This window comes from Aeromonas jandaei (assembly GCF_037890695.1).
GTDB classification, from domain to species: domain Bacteria; phylum Pseudomonadota; class Gammaproteobacteria; order Enterobacterales; family Aeromonadaceae; genus Aeromonas; species Aeromonas jandaei.
In genome coordinates this window covers 1,877,765-1,897,468 of sequence record NZ_CP149571.1, presented here as the reverse complement: position 1 = coordinate 1,897,468, position 19,704 = coordinate 1,877,765, and the positions used below count along the sequence as shown (strand labels likewise).

The 19,704-nt window shown below is 57.5% G+C and carries 20 protein-coding genes and 1 pseudogene; 11 read left to right on the top strand and 10 right to left on the bottom strand.

Annotated elements, in window-relative coordinates; translation table 11 throughout:
- Positions 1–102 precede the first annotated feature (102 nt).
- Both WE862_RS09295 and dinB read right to left on the bottom strand, forming a co-directional pair.
- Positions 103–2,244, bottom strand: a complete 2,142-nt coding sequence (locus tag WE862_RS09295) for a methyl-accepting chemotaxis protein (RefSeq protein ID WP_042030234.1) — start codon at positions 2,242–2,244, stop codon at positions 103–105.
- A gap of 67 nt (positions 2,245–2,311) precedes the next feature.
- A complete protein-coding gene (gene dinB / locus WE862_RS09290; RefSeq protein WP_042030231.1) occupies positions 2,312–3,367 on the bottom strand; it encodes a DNA polymerase IV in 1,056 nt (351 codons plus the stop codon).
- Positions 3,368–3,499: 132 nt separating this feature from the next.
- Here dinB and WE862_RS09285 point away from each other — a divergent pair, with 132 nt between their 5' ends.
- Positions 3,500–3,706, top strand: coding sequence for a hypothetical protein (locus WE862_RS09285; protein WP_042030230.1), 207 nt, complete (start codon positions 3,500–3,502; stop codon positions 3,704–3,706).
- Positions 3,707–3,817: 111 nt separating this feature from the next.
- Here the strand turns inward: WE862_RS09285 and WE862_RS09280 are convergent, their stop codons facing one another.
- Positions 3,818–4,378, bottom strand: coding sequence for a DJ-1 family glyoxalase III (locus tag WE862_RS09280; RefSeq protein WP_042030229.1), 561 nt, complete (start codon positions 4,376–4,378; stop codon positions 3,818–3,820).
- A gap of 31 nt (positions 4,379–4,409) precedes the next feature.
- Positions 4,410–5,351, bottom strand: coding sequence for a ketopantoate reductase family protein (locus tag WE862_RS09275; protein ID WP_042030228.1), 942 nt, complete (start codon positions 5,349–5,351; stop codon positions 4,410–4,412).
- Positions 5,352–5,550: 199 nt separating this feature from the next.
- On the opposite strand from WE862_RS09275, the gene WE862_RS09270 reads away from it, so the two are divergent.
- Positions 5,551–6,033 carry a YajQ family cyclic di-GMP-binding protein gene (locus WE862_RS09270; RefSeq protein ID WP_033114222.1) on the top strand — a complete coding sequence of 161 codons (483 nt, stop codon included), beginning with the start codon at positions 5,551–5,553 and terminating at the stop codon, positions 6,031–6,033.
- Positions 6,034–6,133: 100 nt separating this feature from the next.
- Here WE862_RS09270 and WE862_RS09265 read toward each other — a convergent pair whose 3' ends face one another.
- The 5 genes from WE862_RS09265 to WE862_RS09245 all read right to left on the bottom strand — a co-directional run bounded on the left by WE862_RS09265 (position 6,134) and on the right by WE862_RS09245 (position 10,980).
- Entirely contained in the window at positions 6,134–6,976 is an 843-nt protein-coding gene (locus WE862_RS09265) for an outer membrane protein OmpK (RefSeq protein WP_042030227.1), read from the bottom strand.
- 157 nt (positions 6,977–7,133) lie between these two features.
- The gene (locus WE862_RS09260; RefSeq protein WP_198493517.1) at positions 7,134–8,507 is read right to left on the bottom strand and encodes an AmpG family muropeptide MFS transporter; all 1,374 of its coding nucleotides are present in this window, start codon (positions 8,505–8,507) and stop codon (positions 7,134–7,136) included.
- 164 nt (positions 8,508–8,671) lie between these two features.
- The gene (locus tag WE862_RS09255) at positions 8,672–9,247 is read right to left on the bottom strand and encodes a peptidylprolyl isomerase (protein ID WP_198493518.1); all 576 of its coding nucleotides are present in this window, start codon (positions 9,245–9,247) and stop codon (positions 8,672–8,674) included.
- Positions 9,248–9,249: 2 nt separating this feature from the next.
- On the bottom strand, positions 9,250–9,834 hold the full coding sequence (locus WE862_RS09250; protein ID WP_033114218.1) for a YajG family lipoprotein: 585 nt from the start codon (positions 9,832–9,834) through the stop codon (positions 9,250–9,252).
- Between the two features lie 12 nt (positions 9,835–9,846).
- The gene (locus WE862_RS09245; RefSeq protein ID WP_198493519.1) at positions 9,847–10,980 is read right to left on the bottom strand and encodes a methyltransferase; all 1,134 of its coding nucleotides are present in this window, start codon (positions 10,978–10,980) and stop codon (positions 9,847–9,849) included.
- 206 nt (positions 10,981–11,186) lie between these two features.
- Here WE862_RS09245 and WE862_RS09240 point away from each other — a divergent pair, with 206 nt between their 5' ends.
- The 9 genes and pseudogenes from WE862_RS09240 (at position 11,187) to nqrM (ending at position 19,051) form a co-directional block, all read left to right on the top strand.
- Positions 11,187–11,501 (top strand): BolA family protein, encoded by a 315-nt coding sequence (locus WE862_RS09240; RefSeq protein WP_042032116.1) that lies wholly within the window; start codon positions 11,187–11,189, stop codon positions 11,499–11,501.
- Positions 11,502–11,938: 437 nt separating this feature from the next.
- A pseudogene (locus tag WE862_RS09235) lies at positions 11,939–13,284 on the top strand (Na(+)-translocating NADH-quinone reductase subunit A).
- 3 nt (positions 13,285–13,287) lie between these two features.
- Complete coding sequence (locus WE862_RS09230; protein WP_041208045.1) at positions 13,288–14,517, top strand: NADH:ubiquinone reductase (Na(+)-transporting) subunit B; 1,230 nt, start codon at positions 13,288–13,290, stop codon at positions 14,515–14,517.
- Entirely contained in the window at positions 14,507–15,295 is a 789-nt protein-coding gene (locus WE862_RS09225; protein ID WP_339058734.1) for a Na(+)-translocating NADH-quinone reductase subunit C, read from the top strand. The genes WE862_RS09230 and WE862_RS09225 overlap by 11 nt, the downstream gene beginning before the upstream one ends.
- Positions 15,288–15,920, top strand: a complete 633-nt coding sequence (locus WE862_RS09220) for an NADH:ubiquinone reductase (Na(+)-transporting) subunit D (protein WP_033114212.1) — start codon at positions 15,288–15,290, stop codon at positions 15,918–15,920. Before WE862_RS09225 ends, WE862_RS09220 begins: the two co-directional genes overlap by 8 nt.
- Before the next feature lie 3 nt (positions 15,921–15,923).
- A complete protein-coding gene (gene nqrE, locus WE862_RS09215) occupies positions 15,924–16,520 on the top strand; it encodes an NADH:ubiquinone reductase (Na(+)-transporting) subunit E (RefSeq protein WP_041208043.1) in 597 nt (198 codons plus the stop codon).
- A 32-nt stretch (positions 16,521–16,552) separates the two neighbouring features.
- Positions 16,553–17,776 (top strand): NADH:ubiquinone reductase (Na(+)-transporting) subunit F, encoded by a 1,224-nt coding sequence (gene nqrF, locus WE862_RS09210; protein ID WP_033114210.1) that lies wholly within the window; start codon positions 16,553–16,555, stop codon positions 17,774–17,776.
- A gap of 3 nt (positions 17,777–17,779) precedes the next feature.
- Positions 17,780–18,817 carry an FAD:protein FMN transferase gene (locus tag WE862_RS09205; RefSeq protein ID WP_041208042.1) on the top strand — a complete coding sequence of 346 codons (1,038 nt, stop codon included), beginning with the start codon at positions 17,780–17,782 and terminating at the stop codon, positions 18,815–18,817.
- A 9-nt stretch (positions 18,818–18,826) separates the two neighbouring features.
- Entirely contained in the window at positions 18,827–19,051 is a 225-nt protein-coding gene (gene nqrM, locus WE862_RS09200; RefSeq protein WP_042030788.1) for a (Na+)-NQR maturation NqrM, read from the top strand.
- A gap of 75 nt (positions 19,052–19,126) precedes the next feature.
- On the opposite strand, the gene WE862_RS09195 is transcribed toward nqrM, so the two are convergent.
- Positions 19,127–19,690: a DUF3833 domain-containing protein gene (locus tag WE862_RS09195; protein WP_042030787.1), complete on the bottom strand. Its 564-nt coding sequence runs from the start codon at positions 19,688–19,690 to the stop codon at positions 19,127–19,129.
- Between the last annotated feature and the right edge of the window lie 14 nt (positions 19,691–19,704).

Sequence of the window (19,704 nt, the reverse complement as noted above, 5' to 3'; positions counted from 1 at the left end):
CTTCCTCTGCGGGAAGAGGGGTTTAAATCTTATCGATTTGACCCAGTCTGTCATCTGAATGTGTTTGGCGCCTCCTGTCGGATGGCGCCTTTTTTCATTCCCCTACACCTTGAACTGACCCACCAGCTGCTGCTGCTTGTCGGCCAGTGCCGACAATTCGCGACCGTTTTCGGCGGAAGTCGCCGCCTCGGCGCGGATGGTGTGGCTCACATCGCGAATGTTGCTGACGTTGCGGTTGATCTCGTCCGCCACCCGGCTCTGCTCCTGCGCCGCCCGGGCTATCTGCTCGTTCATCTGGTGGATGGTGGAGACCGACTGGATGATCTGCTCCAGTACCCGCACCGAGAGATCGACCTTGCCAAGGGTCTGGTCAGCCTGACCATGACCATCGTGGATTGCCTTGACCACGGCCCCGGTACCGGACTGCAGTTCGCTGATCAATTTCTGGATCTCGACAATCGCATTCTGGGTACGACCCGCCAGATTACGCACCTCGTCCGCCACCACGGCAAAACCACGACCCTGTTCACCGGCCCGCGCTGCCTCGATGGCCGCATTGAGCGCCAGCAGGTTGGTCTGCTCCGCAATCCCCTGGATCACGGTGAGAATATCGTTGATGTTGTCACTGTTGGCGGAGAGCCGTTCAACCACCGGCAGTGCATTGTTGATGATGGCCATCAGCTTGCGCATCGCCTCCTGGGTATCGGCCACCACATACTTGCCCTCTTGTGCAGCAGCGTCGGTTTCATTGGCCGCAGCCACCGCCGAAGAGGCGTTGCCGGACACCTGCAGAGCAGTTGCGCTGAGCTCTTCAAAGGCAGTAGCGACCAGATCGACCTCCTGATACTGGGTCTGCATACCGCTGCTGGTGCGCTCGGCGACATGCGCCGCCTGCTCGGCACTGGTACGCGTTCCTTCTACAGTAGCGATGACCTGACTGATGGTCGATTGCAGTTTGTTGAGGAAGCTGTTGAACCACTTGGCCAGCTCGCCGATCTCGTCCTGACGATGAATTTCGATGCGCTGGGTCAAATCCCCTTCACCAGTGGCAATATCCTTGAGTCGGGCAACCACGGCACGGATGGGGGCAACGATTTGACGGGCCATCAGCCAGATAAAGCTCAAAGCCAGCAAGGAGATAAGCGCGCCAATCCCGAGCTGGGTGGCGACGCTGCGGCTTGATTCACTGGCGAGCGCCTCTTGCAGCTGCTGGGCCGATGCAAGCACCACGGCTCGGGGCAATTCGATATAGATGCCCCACTTGCGATCGGTACCACGCATGGTCACGGGGACAAAAGTTTGCAGTATGGAGCCGTCGCTGCTCCAGCGGCTCAGCTCCTGTCCTTGGTTGAGCCACCCTTTCAGGTCAGCAGCCAGCCCCTGATACTTCTGCTCCAGTGCTCGCCCCAGCGTGACATCGAATTGATCAGCACCTGCCACACGCCCTTCATGGCTGACCAGCAAGATCCTGCCTTTGCCGTCATAGAGCTCCTTGTCCATGGTGGAAACCAGATTCTGCAATGCAGTCAAAGAGATATCGACGCCAACCATCCCCAGCAAGTTGCCGTTATCCAGCAAAGGGGTGCTCACCGATGTGATCAGAACCTTTTTATCGCCGACGTCATCCAGATATGGTTCAAGCAGGCAGAGCGCCTTGGTGCGGATGCTGCAACGATACCACTCGTTTTCAACGCCGCCAGATGCGGTCGGCGTTTCGTCAGCCAGCACATCCTCGTTTTGCACTTCAGGTACCAGCTTGCCGTTGTCATAGGCCCAATAGGTTGAAAAACGCCCTTTATCATTGGAGCCAATCTCGCTGGAGCCCTGATAGTTGCTGTCCTCTCCGTCCAGCTGATCGGGTTCAAACACAGCGTAAACGCCGAGCAGATTGGTGGAAGAGGCTGCGGCATCGTGCAGCTGCTGGTTGATAGCGCCACGTAGCGCCTCGGAGTGAACAAAGTTGTCGGCCGCATTCTTGCGCTGGAACAGCACATTTTCAGCAAGCAGAGTCGCCCGGAAATAGGCCTCGTCCAGATAACTGGTCACCTTGGCAGCCTGCTCAGCACCCATCGCTTTCATCCAGTTTTCTGCCGATTGCTGAGCCTCGTGCATTGTTGCTTGTCGCACTTGCGCCTGCATCTTGTTGGCATTGTAAAGAGATGAAGCAACCAGAGCGGCTGCGGTAACCAACAAACAACAACCGGCAATCAGGGTGATCCGACCCTGGACAGAAAGAGCACTCATGCCAATATTCCTAACGTCATAGCGATATGGATAGTTTATCGACTTTATAAACAAAAACTTAACTATCTCAGAGCAAATCCAGCGATAGTTGGTTAACTTCTCCCTCTTTCGGCAAACCCACCACCAACCCCAGCAGACGTACCGATCGCCCTTGCGCCCGCAGCAACCCCTCTTTCAATAAGGGTATGAACAACTCGGCCTGATATCCTCCCTGACTGCGATAAACAGTTGTCTGGTGAAAATCAGCAAATTTGAGCTTGATCCCCTGCCCCATAAGCTGTTCTGCCGGGCAGACCTGCTGGAAGCGGCGCTCCAGCTCGGGTAACAGTCGATTTAGCACCTCCATGCAGGCCAATTCATCACAGAGATCGCTTGCCAGTGTGGTTTCCACGCCAACCGTCTTGCGAACCCGCTGTGCCTGCACCGGCTCTTCATCCAGACCCCAGATGCGGCTCGTCAGCATCTCGCCCAGCTTGCCGAACCGGCTTTGCAACTCCTCAGGCGCCAGTGCCCGGGCATCCTCGCAAGTGAACAGCCCTTGCGCCTCCAGCCGCTCTGCCGTCTTGCGCCCGACGCCGGGCAACTTGCCAAGAGGAAGCAGGCAGGTAAACGCCTCCACCTCGTCAGGGCGGATAATGAACAGACCATCCGGTTTGCGCTGCTCCGAGGCGAGCTTGGCCAGAAACTTGTTTGGCGCTACGCCAGCCGAAGCGGTCAGTCCCAGTTCGGTGACGATGGCATGACGGATCTCCCGGGCCATCAGGGTTGCACTGCCACCACAACAGCCACTGTGAGTGACATCGAGATAAGCCTCATCCAGCGACAAGGGCTCTACCTGATCGGTATAGCGATGAAAAATGGCTCTTAGCTGGCGGGAAATATCCTTGTAGAGCGCCATCCTTCCCGGCAACAGCACCAGCGGCGGACAGAGCTTTTTCGCCAGCGCAGTGGGCATCGCCGAGCGCACACCAAAGCGGCGGGCAACATAATTGCAGGTCGAAATGACGCCACGCCGCTCGGACGCCCCCCCTATCGCCAGCGGTACTTCCCGCAATGCGGGGTTATCCCGCATCTCCACCGCGGCAAAAAAGCAGTCCATGTCGATATGGATGATTTTGCGCATACCACTGTATAAATAAACAGACATCGCATCATATTACTGCAAGCCAGGGAGGAGCTCTATCTCAATCAATGGCTGCTATCCTGTTAGACTCCAAAGAGACCTCATCAATCACTGCAACAAGGAGTGTTGGCAATGAAATACCTCTGGTTGGGACTCTGTCTGCTGCCGCTCGCCGGGATCGGCAAAAACAATCCGACCGCCGAGTGCCGTTGGCTCTACGATCGCATCGCGGCACTGGAACAAGCCATCAAGAAGGGGGACAAGCTGGGCACGCAGGAAGAACTCTCCCGCTGGCGCACCGAATTCAACAAGAAACAGTGCAAAGAGTACGACTACTGACCCGGGTTATCGTCCGGGCATAGAAAAACGGGCCCCTGCCGATATGGCAGGGGCCCGTTTTTAGGCAAGATGAAAGCCCAGATAAAGGCTCATGAAGCAGATAACCCTTCGCTAAGGCAACACCATAGGCGCTGCAACCGCCGCAGCCAGCTCATCACTACGCAGCACCCGCACCAGTTCGAGGGCAAACTCGATGGCGCTGCCCGGCCCCTGGCTGGTGATCAGGCGATGCATCTCATCCCTTACGACCCGAGCGGTGGAGAGCTGCGTTGCTGGCAACCGAGCCTGAAAAGCGGGGTGACAAGTCACGCAAGCCTTATCCAGCAAGCCGTGGTGGTGCAGCACAACGGCAGGAGCTGCGCAGATGGCAGCTCGCCAGCGACCAGCACTTGCCTGCGCACTGAGCAGCTCGATGGCAAGCGGGGTATCGCGGATCACTTCGCTGCCAGGCAGGCCACCCGGCACAACGATAGCCTCGAAATCACGAGGCGCCAGCTCATCGATATGGCAGTCGGCCACCAGCTGAACCCCGCGCGATGCTTTGATCTGGCGCTTGCCAAGCGGGCAACAGGAGGCCAACACCACCTCCAGCTGGGCACGCACCAAGGTATCGACAATCGCCACCGTCTCGATCTCTTCCGATCCGGGCGCAACCAGAACCAGTACGCTCATCTTTGCCTCCTTGCTGTTGACCTCGTCAAACTCAGGCTGTCTGACTCTTCTCTTTGACCGCCTGATAGAGTCCCTGATTGACCGGGACCGCGATGCCATGCTCGGCCGCTTTGGCCAGGAGGAATCCGGTGATCGCTTCGATCTCGGTCTCTCGACCAAGCTCCATATCCTGACACATGGAGGAGTAGTTGTCGGCGGTCAGCTCGACCACAGTCATCACCCGGCGCAGCAACTCTTCAGCGGTCGTGGCAATGCCTTGTGCGCTCATCACATCGGCCACCTCGACACAGACCTGCTGCAGTGCATCAGCAAAGCGGGGGCCTGCCAGCTCGCCATTTTTCAGCTTGTGCAACGCAGTCAGCGGGTTGATGGCGCAGTTGATGGCCAGCTTTTGCCACTGACGCTGCAAAATCTGCTCATCCCAACCGGCCTGACCGAGCGCCAGTGCCAGTTCGTCAGCCAGAGCAGCATGAGCCCTGGCGGCCTCATTGACCGGCCCGAGCCAGGTTTCGCCCTTGCCGGTGTGGCGAAACACGAAATGGCCCAGCTGCATGGCACCATGGCTGGTCACCCCGGCAATAACCGGATTGTGGGGGAACATGGCAACAACCTGTTCGGCAATCCCCATGCCGTTGTGCAGCAATATGATGGGCACTTCGGCATCCAGCTTGCCAACCAGCGGCGCCAGTGCGGCCACCACCTGACTGGCTTTGGTCATCACCAGCAGGCGCTTGATCTTGCCCGGTTTGCTGGCGAAACCACGTTCGATATTGAGCAGCTGAACGTGCCCTTCCAGCGAGGTGAAATCAAACCCCGGATGCAGGGTGGATTGATGATGCTCGCGCAACAACACTCGTGTTGACTGACCGCTTTGGGTCAACAGGGAGGCAAAAACGCCGCCGAGAGCACCGCAACCCAATATGGACCATTGAGTGGTGGCAGGCTGTCGGGAATTCTTTAATCCGCTTGGCATGGTGTGACTCTGTCAGGGTAAGGGTTGCAATCCTCTCAACCTGTTACCGGGGATAAGTGAAGCTGTCGCTGGCGGACACTAACGGGTCCACCCATCCTGTGCGCACAGGATTCTAGCAGAGCAGCCCCATCAAAATCAGCAAATTTGCCTTATTTCTGGTAGATTTGGCCCCCGATAACGCAACATGAGGAGCCCGGCTATGCCGTCATTCGATATTGTCTCTGAAGTCAAAATGAACGAGGTGTTGAACGCCGTAGACAACGCCAATCGTGAACTGGCCACCCGTTTCGATTTTCGTGGGGTAGAAGCCAGCTTCGAGTTGAACAAGGAAGAGGTCAAGCTGGAGGCGGATGCCGATTTCCAGCTCAAGCAGATGGTTGAAATCCTGCGTGGCGCCCTGCTCAAGCGCAATATCGAAAACAGCTCGATGGACGTGGGCGATTCCGTTCACTCCGGCAAGCGTTTCCACCTGACCGTCAAGTTCAAGCAAGGGATCGACAAGGAAGTGGCCAAGAAGCTGGTCAAACTGATCAAAGATTCCAAGATCAAGGTGCAGGCTGCCATCCAGGGTGATGAAGTACGTGTCACCGGCAAGAAGCGTGACGACCTGCAAGAGGTGATGGCGATGGTGCGTGGCGCCGAACTGGGCCAGCCGATGCAGTTCCAGAATTTCCGCGACTAAATCATTCTGTTGCGTGGCGCCTCAATCGAGCGTGTCACGCATAAGCGCGAAAATAAAAAACCGGAGCCAAGGCTCCGGTTTTTTTGCACCTGAAGTTTGATTAGAACTTGTAGGTAACGTCGAAGTAGTGGCTGAAGCCAGAGCTCTTCCACGGAGTACCGTCGAATGCAGTGGAGCCATCTTTGTTGCCATAGGCATCCATGAAGTACTTCAGGCCATAACCGACAGCGAAGCGGTCAGAGTGCCAGTAGATACCGTGGAAGGTAGCCAGGTTATCAGTGGTGCGATCGGCACGGTTATAGGTATCCAGATCGAACTGATAGTCCAGGTAACCCTGATAGGATACGAAGCTGCCGTTGCCAAAGGTGTAGAAAGGTTTGAACCAGTTCATGGAGAACTGATAACCGTTCCAGGAATTCTCTTCTTGTCTGAAGAACTCGTTCTCGTTGGAGTAACGAGCGTACAGGTTCATACCAACCTTGCCGAACCAGGGAACCATGACATCAGCACCCAGACCGATCTGGTTTTCCATCTGACCGTCAGCCATGTTGTTCAGGTTGGCAATGTAGAGCTCTTGCACAGGGCCAAAGGAGAGGTCTTTACCAGTCAGGGCATCCAGAGACAGACGCGGAGCAAACTTCATGAACAGGTTCTGGCCGCCATGCTTGTCGCTATGCTTGTTGTCGAGGATGTCGAAAATATCGACATAACCATACAGATCAAACATGCCGGAACGACCACCGAATTCCATTTCCAGATAGGTGTCGTTGTAATCTTTCTGGCCAGCAGTGAACGGACGCTGGTCGATGGTGTGCATTACGTTGAACTGCATCCACTTGAAGTCGTTCTTGTGGATGTCACCGCTGTAGTCAGCAGCGAAGGCCGGAGTGGCAGCAGCAGCCATCAGGCCGGCAGCGATCAGAGTCTTGGTAAATTTGGCCATTTTTATTGGTCTCTTGTGCGTTAGTTGAGGTTTTCCGTAGCCTGCCCACAAGGAGCGAGAGGAATTCTAATCAAATAAAATAGGGGGAGAAACAACTTCTCGGGAACTTTATCCGGAAGTGTGAATCTAATCACCCCCAATTCTACGCAAACGCTTGCTATTTGTCAGCCGCTGAGAGCAACGCACTCCCCTTTCTGGCTACCAGCACAATCAACAACAACACAGGCAAGCCCAATAAACTGGTTCCGACAAAGAAGGCACTGTAGCCAATCTGCTCCACGATTTGTCCGGAAAAACCGGCCAGCAGTTTGGGCAACAGCAGCATCACCGAGCTGAACAGAGCGTACTGGGTCGCCGAAAAGGCGACATTGGTAAGGCTCGAGAGATAGGTGACAAAGGCAGCGGTCGCGATACCGGCGCTGAGGTTGTCGAGGGAAATGATCAGCGTCAGCAGCTCCAGATTGTGGCCCACCTGATGGAGCAGCGCGAACAGCAGGTTGGTACTGGCAGTGAGCAGCGCGCCAAGAAACAAAATGCGCAATGTGCCAAACCGCATCACCAGCACGCCACCCACGGCGGCCCCCACCAGCGTCATGATTACCCCGAATACCTTGGTGATGGTGGCCACCTCGGTCTTGCTGAACTGCATATCCACATAGAAGCTGTTGGACATCACGCCCATCACCACATCGGCAACCCGATAACAGGCGATAAGCGCCAGGATCAGCATTGCCGAGTGACCATAGCGACGGAAGAAGTCGGCAAAGGGGCTCCAGACCGCCTCATAACCCCAGGCCCCCGCACTGGCCAGCGGTGCAGGCCAGCCACGGGCCAGCAACAGCGCCTTGCGTTCCCCCTGCTGCTGGCTCTGTCCCGCCAGATCGATTTCCGGTTCATGACACAAGAGGGTGGTAATCACCCCAAGGGACATCAGCGCAGCCATCAGCAGATAGGTCACCTGCCAGCCGTGATAGTCATACCCGTTGTTGCTGCCAAACCAGGCCGCCAGCGCCAGTGCGCCGGCACCGGCGATGATCATCGCCAAGCGGTAGCCGGTCATATATGAGGCCGCCATCGCCGCCTGCAGCCGCTCCGGTGCCGACTCGATGCGATAGGCGTCGATCACGATATCCTGCGTCGCTGAAGCAAACGCCACCAGCAGGGCAAACAGCGCCAAATGGGCCAACCCACTCTTGGGATCACATAACGCCATACCGACCAGCGCACCGGCGATCAGCAGTTGGGAGAAGAGCATCCAGCTGCGGCGACGCCCCAGCAGGGTAGAGAGCAGTGGCAGCGGCATGCGATCCACCAGTGGCGACCACAGCCACTTGAAGCCGTAGGCCAGTGCCACCCAACTCATGTAACCGATATCGGTCAGGCTGACATCCGCTTCCCGCAGCCAGTAAGAGAGGGTGCCAAAGACCAGCAACAGGGGCAGACCCGATGAGAAGCCCATGGCAAAAAGGATCAGCACTCTTGGTTCGAGATAAACGGCGAGGGATTCTCGCCAGCTCGGCTTGCGGATCATGTTGAACTACCTGACGAATCTGGGAAAAGTGCGCCATTTTGGCAGGTTGGAGCGCGATAGCCAAGGCAGGGAGATAGATGAACAAAAGGCTCACCCCGAACGGGATGAGCCTTCAAAACAGTTACCGGACCAGCCAAAGAGAGCGTGGCAGGGAAAACTGGCACCTACTTCTTGGCTTTCTTCTCTACCGAGGGTTCAGCCAGCAACACCACCTTCTTCAGGATGATGGGACTGGTCGGCACATCATTGGCACGCAGAATGGGGCTGTAGCCAGTCTGTACCTGCGCCAGCTTGTCGAGCACTTCCATCCCTTGCACCACCTGACCAAATACCGTGTAACCGGCACCGCCATCGGCGTTGAGGTTGTTGTTGTCGACCAGATTGAAATAGAACTGACGCGTGGCGCTATCGACCGCCTGGGTACGGGCCATGGCGATGGTGCCGCGCTTGTTGGGCAGGCCGCCACGGGATTCGTTGACTACCGGTTCATAGGTCGGCAGCTGCTGGAACTGCTGGTTGTACCCGCCGCCCTGCACCACGAAATCCTGGATCACCCGGTGGAAGATGCTGCCATCGTAGCTGCCATCCGCCACGTAGCGCAGGAAGTTCTTCACCGTCTGCGGTGCCTGTTTGGATGCCAGCTCCACCACGATATTGCCGTGGTTGGTCTCCAGCTTCACTTTCGGACCAGCGAACGCCAGCGGGGCGATCAGCATGGCCAGCAACCAGAGTTTTTTCATCTTTACACCCCTGTGGTCGCAGGTTGACCTTTCAGATAACCGCGCAGCGCCTCGTCGGCCATGATCTGCTGCAGTGCGCTACCCAGTTGCAGGTTGAGGGTGGATTCCAGATCCGCCATGCCCGGCTCGCTCGGGCTCTCCTTGCTGGAGGACATGTTGAACTGCTTGGTCAGACGGTTACCCTGAAAATCGGCGATCACCTGCAAGCTGACACGGGACTTGGTGACATAGGTAAAGGTCTTCTCTTCCACATTGACCGCGGCGTTGGAGATGACCAGGGTCAGGTTGGTGGTACCGCTGTTGCCCACTTCCAGTCCCTGACTGCGCAGCCCTTCCGCCAGCCGTTCGGCCATCAGCAGGTTGAGCGGGCGTTCGCTGTTGACCAGCACCGGCGCTTTCTCCTTGTACTTGATGGAGAAGACATAGGCGGCTTCACGCTTGTCCACCCCTTCCATGGTGATGCGGTTACCAGAGTAGACTTGCTGGTTGGCGGGGATCACCTGCGGGTTGAGCATCGCCGTCTCCGGCCAGTGAGTGGCACACCCGCCCAGCATCAGGGCGGCCAGCAGCAAGAGTGACTTTTTCATCATGGGTTTCCTTTAGCGTTTGATGGCTTTCAAAATAACGAATTTGCTGTTCGACGCAACGACTTGTGCGTTGGCAAACAGACGCTTGAGCTTGTTGTGATAGTCCAGATGACGGTTGCCTACTATCCAGAGTTCGCCCCCCCGAGGCAACACCCGGTGCGCATCGCAGAACATCTGCCAGGCGATATGATCGGTGATTGCCTGCAACTGATGGAAGGGAGGATTGCAGAGGATCCGATCCGCCGAACCGGCCACGATGCCGTCGAGACAGTTGTTGACCATAAAGCGGGCACGCGGCAACGCATCGGCCAGATTCTGTTCCACATTGAGCCGGGCCGAGGCAACCGCCATGTAGGACTCATCGATAAAGGTCACCTCCACCTCGGGATCCCGCGCCAGCAGCGAGAGTCCCAGCACGCCGTTGCCGCAACCGAGATCGATCACCTGACGTGCGCTGTGGATGGGCAAGTTGTCCAGCATAAAGCGGGCACCGATATCGAGACTGGTGCGCGAAAAGACGTTGGCGTGGTTGTGGATGAGCATGTCGGTGCCCTCCAGCGGCCAAACGGTCGGAAAGGGGTTGGCCAGAGCCGGCAGGTCAGCCTGCGGCTCGCAGTGGATAAGACGCGCTTTTTTCCAGGCCAGCGAGGTACGAGTCGGCCCCAGATACTTTTCGAACAGCTTGAGGGTCGAGGTATGAATATCCTTCGCCTTGCCGGCTGCGATGACGCGGGTCGCCGGTGTCACCACCTCCCGCAGCGCCAGCAGTTGCTGCTCCAGCAGCGCCTGATATTTGGAAACCTTGATTACCACCAGCGAGGGGGCAACCGGTAGCGGCGCCAGTGCATCCTGCAGGGTGATCCCGCCAACATCCAGTCCGTTCTCGGCCAGATTGGCCAGGATCCCGCGCTCGCTGATGTAGGAGTCGGTCACGCAGCAGGGAGCATGGTCATGCAGAAAAGCAGTCAGCGCTCCGAAGCTGTCATTCATGATGATGACGGGGCCAGCCTGCTCGAGCGGCGCCTCCGCCAGCGTGTTGATCAGATACTCGTCTGCCGCATCCCATGCTTGCAGGGTCTCCTGGCTCAGGCGCGGATAACGGTAGAGCGTGAGCTGGCAATGGGGCGTCTCGAGAAGGGTTTGCATAGGATGAGTCCAACCTCGGCTTGATTCGGATAACAGGCGCCTGGGACGACGCAAAGTGGCGCTATTCTAGCGAGGAGCAGGAATTTCACCAGTTGCAAGCGCGTCAGAGCGCGCTGCTGACGGATGATTTCCCTCGCAAGGGGGGTTATTCAGCCCCGCAACTGCCGATAGAATGGCCCGACATTCACGTTTCGGAAACAACACAGATGACCATGCAACAACTGATCGAAGCCAAGCTGACCGCAGCCCTCTCCCCCAGCCTGCTGGAAGTGATCAATGAAAGCCACATGCATCGGGTTGAACCGGGCTCGGAGAGCCACTTCAAGGTCATCATCGTCAGTGAGCAGTTTGCCGGAGAGCGCCTGCTTGCCCGCCATCGCCAGGTCAACGCCATTCTGGCCGACGAGCTGGCAGGCCCGGTTCATGCGCTGGCGCTGCACACATACACTGGCAGCGAGTGGCAGGAGAAAGGCAATGCCCCGCGTACCCCGAGCTGTGTGGGCAAACCGTCGCTCTCCTGACGGAATTGACCTCCCGATAACCTGAACATCGGCAAATAGCCATAAATTAAACAAATCCTGTGCATTTCCAGCCTTTTTGACGGGTTGGAAATGCAATTTTCCCGGACGATGTTCAAGGCTGCTCCATCCAGGTCTCCCCCTCCAATTTCCTCGACAAAGCGCAAATAAAAAACCTTTAAAACCACGAGTTACAAGGGGTTTGGCGATTATTCATTGCAGGTTAATTTTGTGATGCCACGGGGATTTTGCCCATTTGGCATGGAAAAAAATGCACCTTGAGTGGTAAACTCAGGCGCTTTTGAATGACCTCGCATGTTTAATAATCGTTGTGTCAGCCCGCCTGGCACGGCTGCAATGCCGATTCATTCAACCACCCGTCGTGATGTATTTCTCGGCGCTAACCAACCTCTCTTCCCGTAACGGTAGTGCAATTAAGTATGATTACAATCAAAAGAGGACTGGACATCCCCGTGCTGGGTGCGCCAGAGCAAGTAATCTACGATGGCCCCGCCATCACCCGTGTTGCTACACTGGGCGAGGAGTTCGTGGGGATGCGACCTACTATGTTCGTCAAAGTAGGTGATCGCGTCATCAAAGGTCAGGAGCTCTTCGAAGACAAGAAGAATCCGGGCGTTAAATTCACAGCTCCCGCCACCGGTGTGGTCTCAGAGATCAACCGTGGTGCCAAACGTGTTCTCCAGTCCGTGGTCATCGACCTGGACGGCTCCGATGAACAGGTTACCTTCGAGCACTTTGCCTCTGCCGAGCTGGCCAAGCTCGAGCGCAGCAAAGTACAGGAGATCCTGCTTGCATCCGGCCAGTGGCAACCGCGCTGCGCACTCGTCCCTTCAGCAAAGTTCCCGCGGTAGGCACAGCCCCGCGCGCCATCTTTGTGACCGCCATGGACACCAACCCGCTGGCCGCCAACGCAGAGCTTATCATCAAGGAGCAGTCTCAGGCGTTCCTCGACGGTCTGGCCGTGCTGACTCGTCTGACCGACGGCACCGTCTATGTCTGCAAGGGCGAAGGCAGCCTGCCTCACTCTCCTCTGGCCAAGGTCAAGGAAGAGATCTTTGTTGGCCCGCATCCTGCCGGTCTGCCAGGTACCCACATCCACTTCCTGGATCCGGTCAGCAGCACCAAGGTGCAGTGGCACATCAACTATCAGGACGTGATCGCATTCGGCAAGCTGTTCACCACCGGCCAGATCTTCACTGACAAGGTGATCGCTCTGGCAGGCCCGAACGTGCTCAAACCGCGTCTGCTGCGTACCCGTATGGGTGCCTGCATCAGCCAGCTCACCAACAACGAGCTGCGCGCTGACGAAAACCGCGTCATCTCCGGTTCTCTGCTGAGCGGTGCCAAGGCTGACGGTGTTCACGACTATCTGGGTCGCTACCACAATCAGGTTTGCGTACTGGGCGAAGGTCGCGAGAAAGAGTTCCTGGGCTGGATCAACCCCAGCGCCAACAAGTTCTCCATCACCCGCACCACCCTTTCTCATCTGATGAAGGGCAAGCTGATCAACTTCACCACCACTACCAACGGTAGTGACCGTGCCATGGTGCCTATCGGCAACTATGAGCGGGTGATGCCACTCGACATCCTGCCGACCCTGCTGCTGCGGGACATGATCTCCGGTGATACCGACGGTGCCCAGGCACTGGGTTGTCTGGAGCTGGATGAGGAAGATTTGGCCCTCTGTACTTTCGTCTGCCCCGGCAAGACCGAGTACGGCCCTATCTTGCGTGAGTGCCTGACCAAGATTGAACTGGAAGGTTAAGCGATGAGTTTCAAGCAACTTCTTGAAAAAATGGAACACCACTTCGAACCGGGTGGAAAGTACGAGAAGTACTACGCCCTGTTCGAAGCGGCATACACCCTGTTCTATACCCCGGGTTCCGTAACCCGCAACGCCTCCCACGTTCGTGATGCGCTCGATCTGAAGCGCATGATGATCATGGTGTGGCTGGCCGTGTTCCCGGCCATGTTCTGGGGCATGTACAACGTTGGTAACCAGGCCATTGCCGCGATCGCCCATATGGGCTCGGCAGCCGGTGCCAGCAGCTGGCAATATGCGCTGGCGACCATGCTGGGTGCCTCCCTCGATCCCGCGGTTGCCGGTATTGGCAGCAAGATGATGATCGGCGCCGCCCACTTCTTCCCCATCTACCTGACCGCCTTCCTGGTCGGTGGCTTCTGGGAAGTGCTGTTCGCCATGGTACGCAAGCACGAGATCAACGAAGGTTTCTTCGTGACCTCCATCCTGTTTGCCCTGATCGTGCCGCCCGAGCTGCCCCTGTGGCAAGCTGCTCTGGGTATCACCTTCGGTGTGGTAATGGCCAAGGAAGTGTTCGGTGGTACCGGCAAAAACTTCCTGAACCCGGCGCTGGCCGGTCGTGCCTTCCTGTTCTTCGCCTACCCGGGCCAGATCTCCGGTGACGCCGTATGGGTTGCCGTCGATGGCTACTCCGGCGCAACCGCGCTGAGCCAGTGGGCACAGGGCGGCCAGATGGCACTGATCAACGGTGCAACCGGTCAGGCTATCAGCTGGATGGACGCTTTCCTGGGGAACCTGCCGGGTTCCATCGGTGAAGTCTCTACCCTGATGATCCTGCTGGGTGCAGCCATGATCGTCTACATGCGTATCGCCTCCTGGCGCATCATCGCCGGTGTGATGATCGGTATGATCGCCACCTCCCTGCTGTTCAACGTCATCGGTTCCGATACCAACCCCATGTTCAACATGCCGTGGCACTGGCATCTGGTGCTGGGTGGCTTTGCCTTCGGTATGGCCTTCATGGCAACCGACCCCGTCTCCGCCGCCTTTACCAACAAGGGCAAGTGGTGGTACGGCGCCCTGATCGGCGTGATGGTCGTGCTGGTTCGCGTAGTCAACCCGGCGTTCCCGGAAGGCATGATGCTGGCCATTCTGTTTGCAAACCTGTTTGCTCCCCTGTTTGACCACTTCGTCGCTCAGGCAAACATCAAGCGGAGGATTGCTCGTGGCGTTTAATAAAGACTCAACCTTCGGCACCATCAGCGTGGTAACCGGCCTCTGCCTGGCCTGTTCCATCGTGGTATCCGTTGCTGCCGTTGGCCTGCGTTCTACCCAAGAGGAGAACAAGGCGCTGGACAAGCAGAGCAACATTCTCTCCGTAGCCGGCGTGGACATCAGCGATGTGGCCAAGCGCGATCTGGCCAAGCTGTATGGCGACAAGATCGAAGCCCGTCTGGTGGATCTCGCCACCGGTAACTTTGTTGACGGCGATGCCGACAACTTCGATACCAAGCAGGCGGCCAAAGATCCGGCGCAAAACATCCGTCTGGCGGCTGCCGACGACAAGGCTGGTCTGCGTCAGATCTCCAAGCTGGTTCCGGTGTTCTTCGCCAAGGATGCCGAAGGCAAGATCGACAACATCATCCTGCCCATCTACGGTCAGGGTCTGTGGTCGACCATGTATGCCTTCGTCGCGGTTGCCGCTGATGGCCAGACCATCAAGGGCATCACCTACTACGACCACGGTGAAACCCCGGGTCTGGGCGGTGAAATCGAGAATCCGGCCTGGCGCGAGCTGTTTGTCGGCAAGAAGCTGTTCGATCAGGATGGCATGCCGGCGCTGCGCGTCATCAAGGGTCACGCTCCGGCGGGCTCCGAGCACGAGATCGACGGTCTCTCCGGTGCCACTCTGACCGGTAACGGCGTACAGCATACCTTCGACTTCTGGATGGGTCCCAAGGGCTTCGGCGCTTTCCTGGCCAAGGTTCGTGCAGGAGAAATCAACAATGGCTGACAAGAGCGAAATGAAAAAGTTGCTGTTGACCCCTGTGCTGGGCAACAACCCCATCGCCTTGCAGGTGCTGGGTGTCTGTTCTGCACTCGCGGTTACCAGCCAGATGAAGACAGCGTTTGTAATGACCCTCGCGGTTATGGCGGTCACCGCCTTCTCAAACCTGTTCATCTCTTTGATCCGCAACCAGATCCCGAACAGCGTGCGGATCATTGCCCAGATGGCCATCATCGCTTCGCTGGTTATCGTGGTTGACCAGGTGCTCAAGGCTTATGCCTATGACATCTCCAAGCAGCTGTCGGTCTTCGTCGGCCTCATCATCACCAACTGTATCGTGATGGGTCGTGCCGAAGCCTACGCCATGAAGAGCGCGCCGCTCCCCTCCTTCCTGGATGGTATCGGCAACGGTCTGGGCTATGGCGCCATTCTGCTGAGCGTCGCTACCGTGCGTGAACTGCTGGGCTCCGGCACCTGGTTCGGCATCGAGCTGCTGCCGCTGGTGAACAACGGTGGCTGGTATGTACCCAACGGTCTGCTGCTGCTGCCGCCGAGTGCATTCTTCATCATTGGTCTGATCATCTGGGGCGTTCGCACCAAGGATCCCAAGCAGGTGGAGGCGAAGGATTAAGGTATGGAACACTATCTGAGTCTGTTGATTAAATCGATCTTCATCGAAAACCTGGCACTCTCCTTCTTCCTGGGGATGTGTACCTTCCTGGCGGTGTCCAAGAAGGTCAAGACCTCCATGGGTCTTGGTATTGCCGTTATCGTGGTGCAAACCATCGCCGTACCGGTCAACAACCTGATCTACAACTATGTGCTGAAGGCAGGTGCCCTCTCCCCTGACCTGGATCTGAGCTTCCTGAGCTTCATCACCTTCATCGGGGTGATCGCGGCGCTGGTGCAGATCCTGGAGATGGCGCTGGACAAATACTTCCCGGCTCTCTACAACGCCCTGGGCATCTTCCTGCCGCTCATCACCGTGAACTGCGCCATCTTCGGTGGCGTCTCCTTCATGGTGCAGCGTGACTACAACTTCATGGAGTCTGTGGTCTACGGCGTGGGTTCAGGTGCAGGCTGGATGCTGGCGATCGTTGCGCTGGCAGGTATCCGCGAGAAGATGAAGTACTCCGATGTTCCGGAAGGCCTGCGTGGTCTGGGCATCACCTTCATCACTGCCGGCCTGATGGCGCTGGGCTTTATGTCCTTCTCTGGTATCTCCCTGTAATCGGCTTTCCTGCAATCAGAAAGGAACGATAGATGGAAATTATTTTGGGTGTGGTCATGTTTACCGTGATCCTGCTGGCACTGGTGGCAGTCATTCTGTTCGCCAAGTCCAAGCTGGTGACCGCGGGCGACGTGACAATCAGCATCAACGGTGACCCGGCCAAGGCTGTGACCAGCCCGGCCGGTGGCAAGCTGCTCGGCGTTCTGGCCGGCAACGGTATCTTCGTCTCCTCCGCCTGTGGCGGCGGTGGCTCCTGCGGTCAGTGCAAGGTGCGGGTGAAGTCCGGCGGCGGCGATATCCTGCCGACCGAACTGGATCACATCAGCAAGGGCGAAGCCCGTCACGGCGAGCGTCTGGCCTGTCAGGTCACCGTTCGTGGCGACATGGACATCGAACTGCCGGAAGAGATCTTCGGGGTGAAGAAGTGGGAATGTACTGTTATCTCCAACGATAACAAGGCCACCTTCATCAAGGAGCTCAAGCTGCAGATCCCCGATGGCGAGAGCGTACCGTTCCGCGCCGGTGGTTATATCCAGATCGAAGCGCCGGCTCACCACGTCTACTACAAGAACTTCGATATTCCCGAGGAGTATCGTGGTGACTGGGATCGCTTCAAGATTTTTGAGCTGGAGTCCAAGGTCGATGAGCCGATCATCCGTGCCTACTCCATGGCCAACTATCCGGAAGAGTTCGGCATCATCATGCTGAACGTGCGTATCGCTACGCCGCCGCCCAGTAACTGGACTGCCCCTCCGGGACAGATGTCCTCCTACATCTTCAACCTGAAAGCGGGTGACAAGGTGACCATCTCCGGTCCGTTCGGCGAGTTCTTCGCCAAGGACACCGATGCCGAAATGGTATTCATCGGTGGTGGTGCGGGTATGGCGCCGATGCGCTCCCACATCTTCGACCAGCTGCGTCGCCTGAAGTCCAAGCGCAAGATGAGCTTCTGGTACGGAGCCCGTTCCAAGCGCGAAATGTTCTATGTCGAAGACTTCGACATGCTCGCCGCCGAGAACGAGAACTTCACCTGGAACGTCGCCCTGTCCGATCCGCAACCGGAAGACAACTGGGACGGCTACACCGGCTTCATCCACAACGTGCTCTACGAGAACTATCTCAAGAACCACGAAGCGCCGGAAGATTGCGAGTTCTACATGTGTGGTCCTCCCGTGATGAACGCAGCCGTCATCAACATGCTCAAAGATCTGGGCGTTGAAGACGAAAACATCCTGTTGGATGACTTTGGTGGTTAATCCATGCACAGTGTTGTAAAGACCTGGCTAGCCTTCGGGCTAGCCTTTTTCTTGACTGGGTGCGGTCAGGAAACGGTCCAATCCAAACCGGAGATCCACATCACCGGTAGCACCATGGGCACTTACTACTCCATCAAGGTGGCGGACAGCGTCATCACCGATCCGGCCAAGCTTCAGGCCGAGGTCGATGTCTTGCTGGAGCGGGTCAACGATCAGATGTCCACCTATCGTCCCGATTCCGAGCTGTCGCGCTTCAACCAGCATCGCGGCTCCACGCCGGTGGTGGTCTCGCGGGATACCGCACGGGTAGTCACAGAGGCCATTCACATTGGCCGTGAGAGCCAGGGGGCGCTGGACGTCACCGTCGGCCCCTTGGTCAATCTGTGGGGCTTTGGCCCGGACAAGCGACCAACCAAGGTGCCGTCCGACGAGCTGATCACCCAGACCCGTCAGAAGACCGGTCTTGGCAACCTGCACGTCATCACCTCGGTGGATGCCGATACCCTGCAAAAGGATATTCCCGACCTCTACGTCGACCTCTCAGCCATCGCCAAGGGCTTTGGCGTCGACAAGGTGGCCGAGTATCTGGAATCCCTGGGGGCGCGCAACTATCTGGTGGAGATTGGCGGCGAACTGCGGATCAATGGTGTCAACGGCAAGGGCCACCCCTGGCGCGTCGCCATCGAGAAGCCCACTGCCAATGCCGGCTCGGTGCAGGAGGTTATTGTCCCGGGTGACAATGGCGTTGCCACCTCCGGCGATTACCGCAACTACTATGAGCTGGATGGCCAGCGCTTCTCCCACACCATAGACCCGCGCACCGGCAAACCGATCCAGCATCGTCTGGTGTCGGTGACCGTGATCCACCCCTCCTGCATGACCGCAGACGGGCTGGCGACCGTGTTCATGGTGATGGGTACCGAGAAGAGCCTGGCCTATGCCAACGAGCGGGGTCTGGCGATCTTTGTCATCACCAAGACCGACAAGGGCTATGAAGAGGCCTACTCCGAGGCCTTCAAGCCTTATCTGGTCAAGAAGTAAGAGGTAGAGATGCAGATTTTTCTGATCACCTTCGGGGTATTCATGCTGGTGATTGTGGCCATGGCCATTGGCTACATCTTCCAGAAGAAGACCATCTCGGGCTCCTGTGGTGGCCTGGGTAGCGTCGGCATCGAGAAGGAGTGCGACTGCCCCGAACCTTGCGACAATCGCAAGAAGAAGATGGCCAAGGAAGAGGCCCGTCGCAAGATGCTGGAGGAGAACCGGATCATCTGATCTGCCTGCCTTGCGATAGACAACAGCGCGCCATCGGCGCGCTTTTTTTATTGGCTTTCACACAGAGCACACCGGTCAGGATGTTCGCTCGATATAGAGGATCACCTCGCCCAGATGGATGCCGAACTTGCTGATGGCGGCGCGATTGATCAGGCGATCCTCATCCAGCAGATACATCCAGTCATCGAAGCTCACCCGCACCACCTCACCGTCCGGCAGCGCCAGATCGAGTTGATAGCGCCAGTTGAGGGCAAACCCTTCACTCTTGCCCACGGCCTCCCCAACCACATCCGATGCTGTCCCACGCCAGTGGCCATCAGCCCCCTTGCTCAGATACCAAATGCGAGTCTGCTGGCGGCCATCGTCAAAATAGAACTGCTCGAACAGCTCGCCCTTGCCGTGCTGCCAGCGCCCTGTCATCTCGACCCGAAAGCGGCTGGTCACTTCGCCGCTGCGGTCGGTCACCAGACCGTGGGCCACCAGCTTGCCATTGAAGAAACGGGCGAGATCCCACTGCGGACTCTGGCCCCGATAACTGTCGAGACTGGCGCCACAACCACTTAGCAGCAGGGCGAGGCACAATACAAATAGCCGCCGCCCGGGTAGCGGCGACCGTAACAACGACGGGATAAATAACATGGCAGACTCCACGA

Excerpts from the sequence above, each read along its gene's own strand:
- WE862_RS09245 (WP_198493519.1), bottom strand. The coding sequence starts at position 10,980 with ATGCAAACCCTTCTCGAGACGCCCCATTGCCAGCTCACGCTCTACCGT.
- nqrF (WP_033114210.1), top strand. The coding sequence starts at position 16,553 with ATGGAAATTATTTTGGGTGTGGTCATGTTTACCGTGATCCTGCTGGCA.
- dinB (WP_042030231.1), bottom strand. The coding sequence starts at position 3,367 with ATGCGCAAAATCATCCATATCGACATGGACTGCTTTTTTGCCGCGGTG.
- WE862_RS09295 (WP_042030234.1), bottom strand. The coding sequence starts at position 2,244 with ATGAGTGCTCTTTCTGTCCAGGGTCGGATCACCCTGATTGCCGGTTGT.
- nqrM (WP_042030788.1), top strand. The coding sequence starts at position 18,827 with ATGCAGATTTTTCTGATCACCTTCGGGGTATTCATGCTGGTGATTGTG.
- WE862_RS09220 (WP_033114212.1), top strand. The coding sequence starts at position 15,288 with ATGGCTGACAAGAGCGAAATGAAAAAGTTGCTGTTGACCCCTGTGCTG.
- WE862_RS09275 (WP_042030228.1), bottom strand. The coding sequence starts at position 5,351 with ATGCCAAGCGGATTAAAGAATTCCCGACAGCCTGCCACCACTCAATGG.
- WE862_RS09195 (WP_042030787.1), bottom strand. The coding sequence starts at position 19,690 with ATGTTATTTATCCCGTCGTTGTTACGGTCGCCGCTACCCGGGCGGCGG.
- WE862_RS09240 (WP_042032116.1), top strand. The coding sequence starts at position 11,187 with ATGACCATGCAACAACTGATCGAAGCCAAGCTGACCGCAGCCCTCTCC.
- WE862_RS09270 (WP_033114222.1), top strand. The coding sequence starts at position 5,551 with ATGCCGTCATTCGATATTGTCTCTGAAGTCAAAATGAACGAGGTGTTG.
- WE862_RS09205 (WP_041208042.1), top strand. The coding sequence starts at position 17,780 with ATGCACAGTGTTGTAAAGACCTGGCTAGCCTTCGGGCTAGCCTTTTTC.
- WE862_RS09230 (WP_041208045.1), top strand. The coding sequence starts at position 13,288 with ATGAGTTTCAAGCAACTTCTTGAAAAAATGGAACACCACTTCGAACCG.
- WE862_RS09265 (WP_042030227.1), bottom strand. The coding sequence starts at position 6,976 with ATGGCCAAATTTACCAAGACTCTGATCGCTGCCGGCCTGATGGCTGCT.
- WE862_RS09260 (WP_198493517.1), bottom strand. The coding sequence starts at position 8,507 with ATGATCCGCAAGCCGAGCTGGCGAGAATCCCTCGCCGTTTATCTCGAA.
- WE862_RS09250 (WP_033114218.1), bottom strand. The coding sequence starts at position 9,834 with ATGAAAAAGTCACTCTTGCTGCTGGCCGCCCTGATGCTGGGCGGGTGT.
- WE862_RS09255 (WP_198493518.1), bottom strand. The coding sequence starts at position 9,247 with ATGAAAAAACTCTGGTTGCTGGCCATGCTGATCGCCCCGCTGGCGTTC.
- nqrE (WP_041208043.1), top strand. The coding sequence starts at position 15,924 with ATGGAACACTATCTGAGTCTGTTGATTAAATCGATCTTCATCGAAAAC.
- WE862_RS09285 (WP_042030230.1), top strand. The coding sequence starts at position 3,500 with ATGAAATACCTCTGGTTGGGACTCTGTCTGCTGCCGCTCGCCGGGATC.
- WE862_RS09280 (WP_042030229.1), bottom strand. The coding sequence starts at position 4,378 with ATGAGCGTACTGGTTCTGGTTGCGCCCGGATCGGAAGAGATCGAGACG.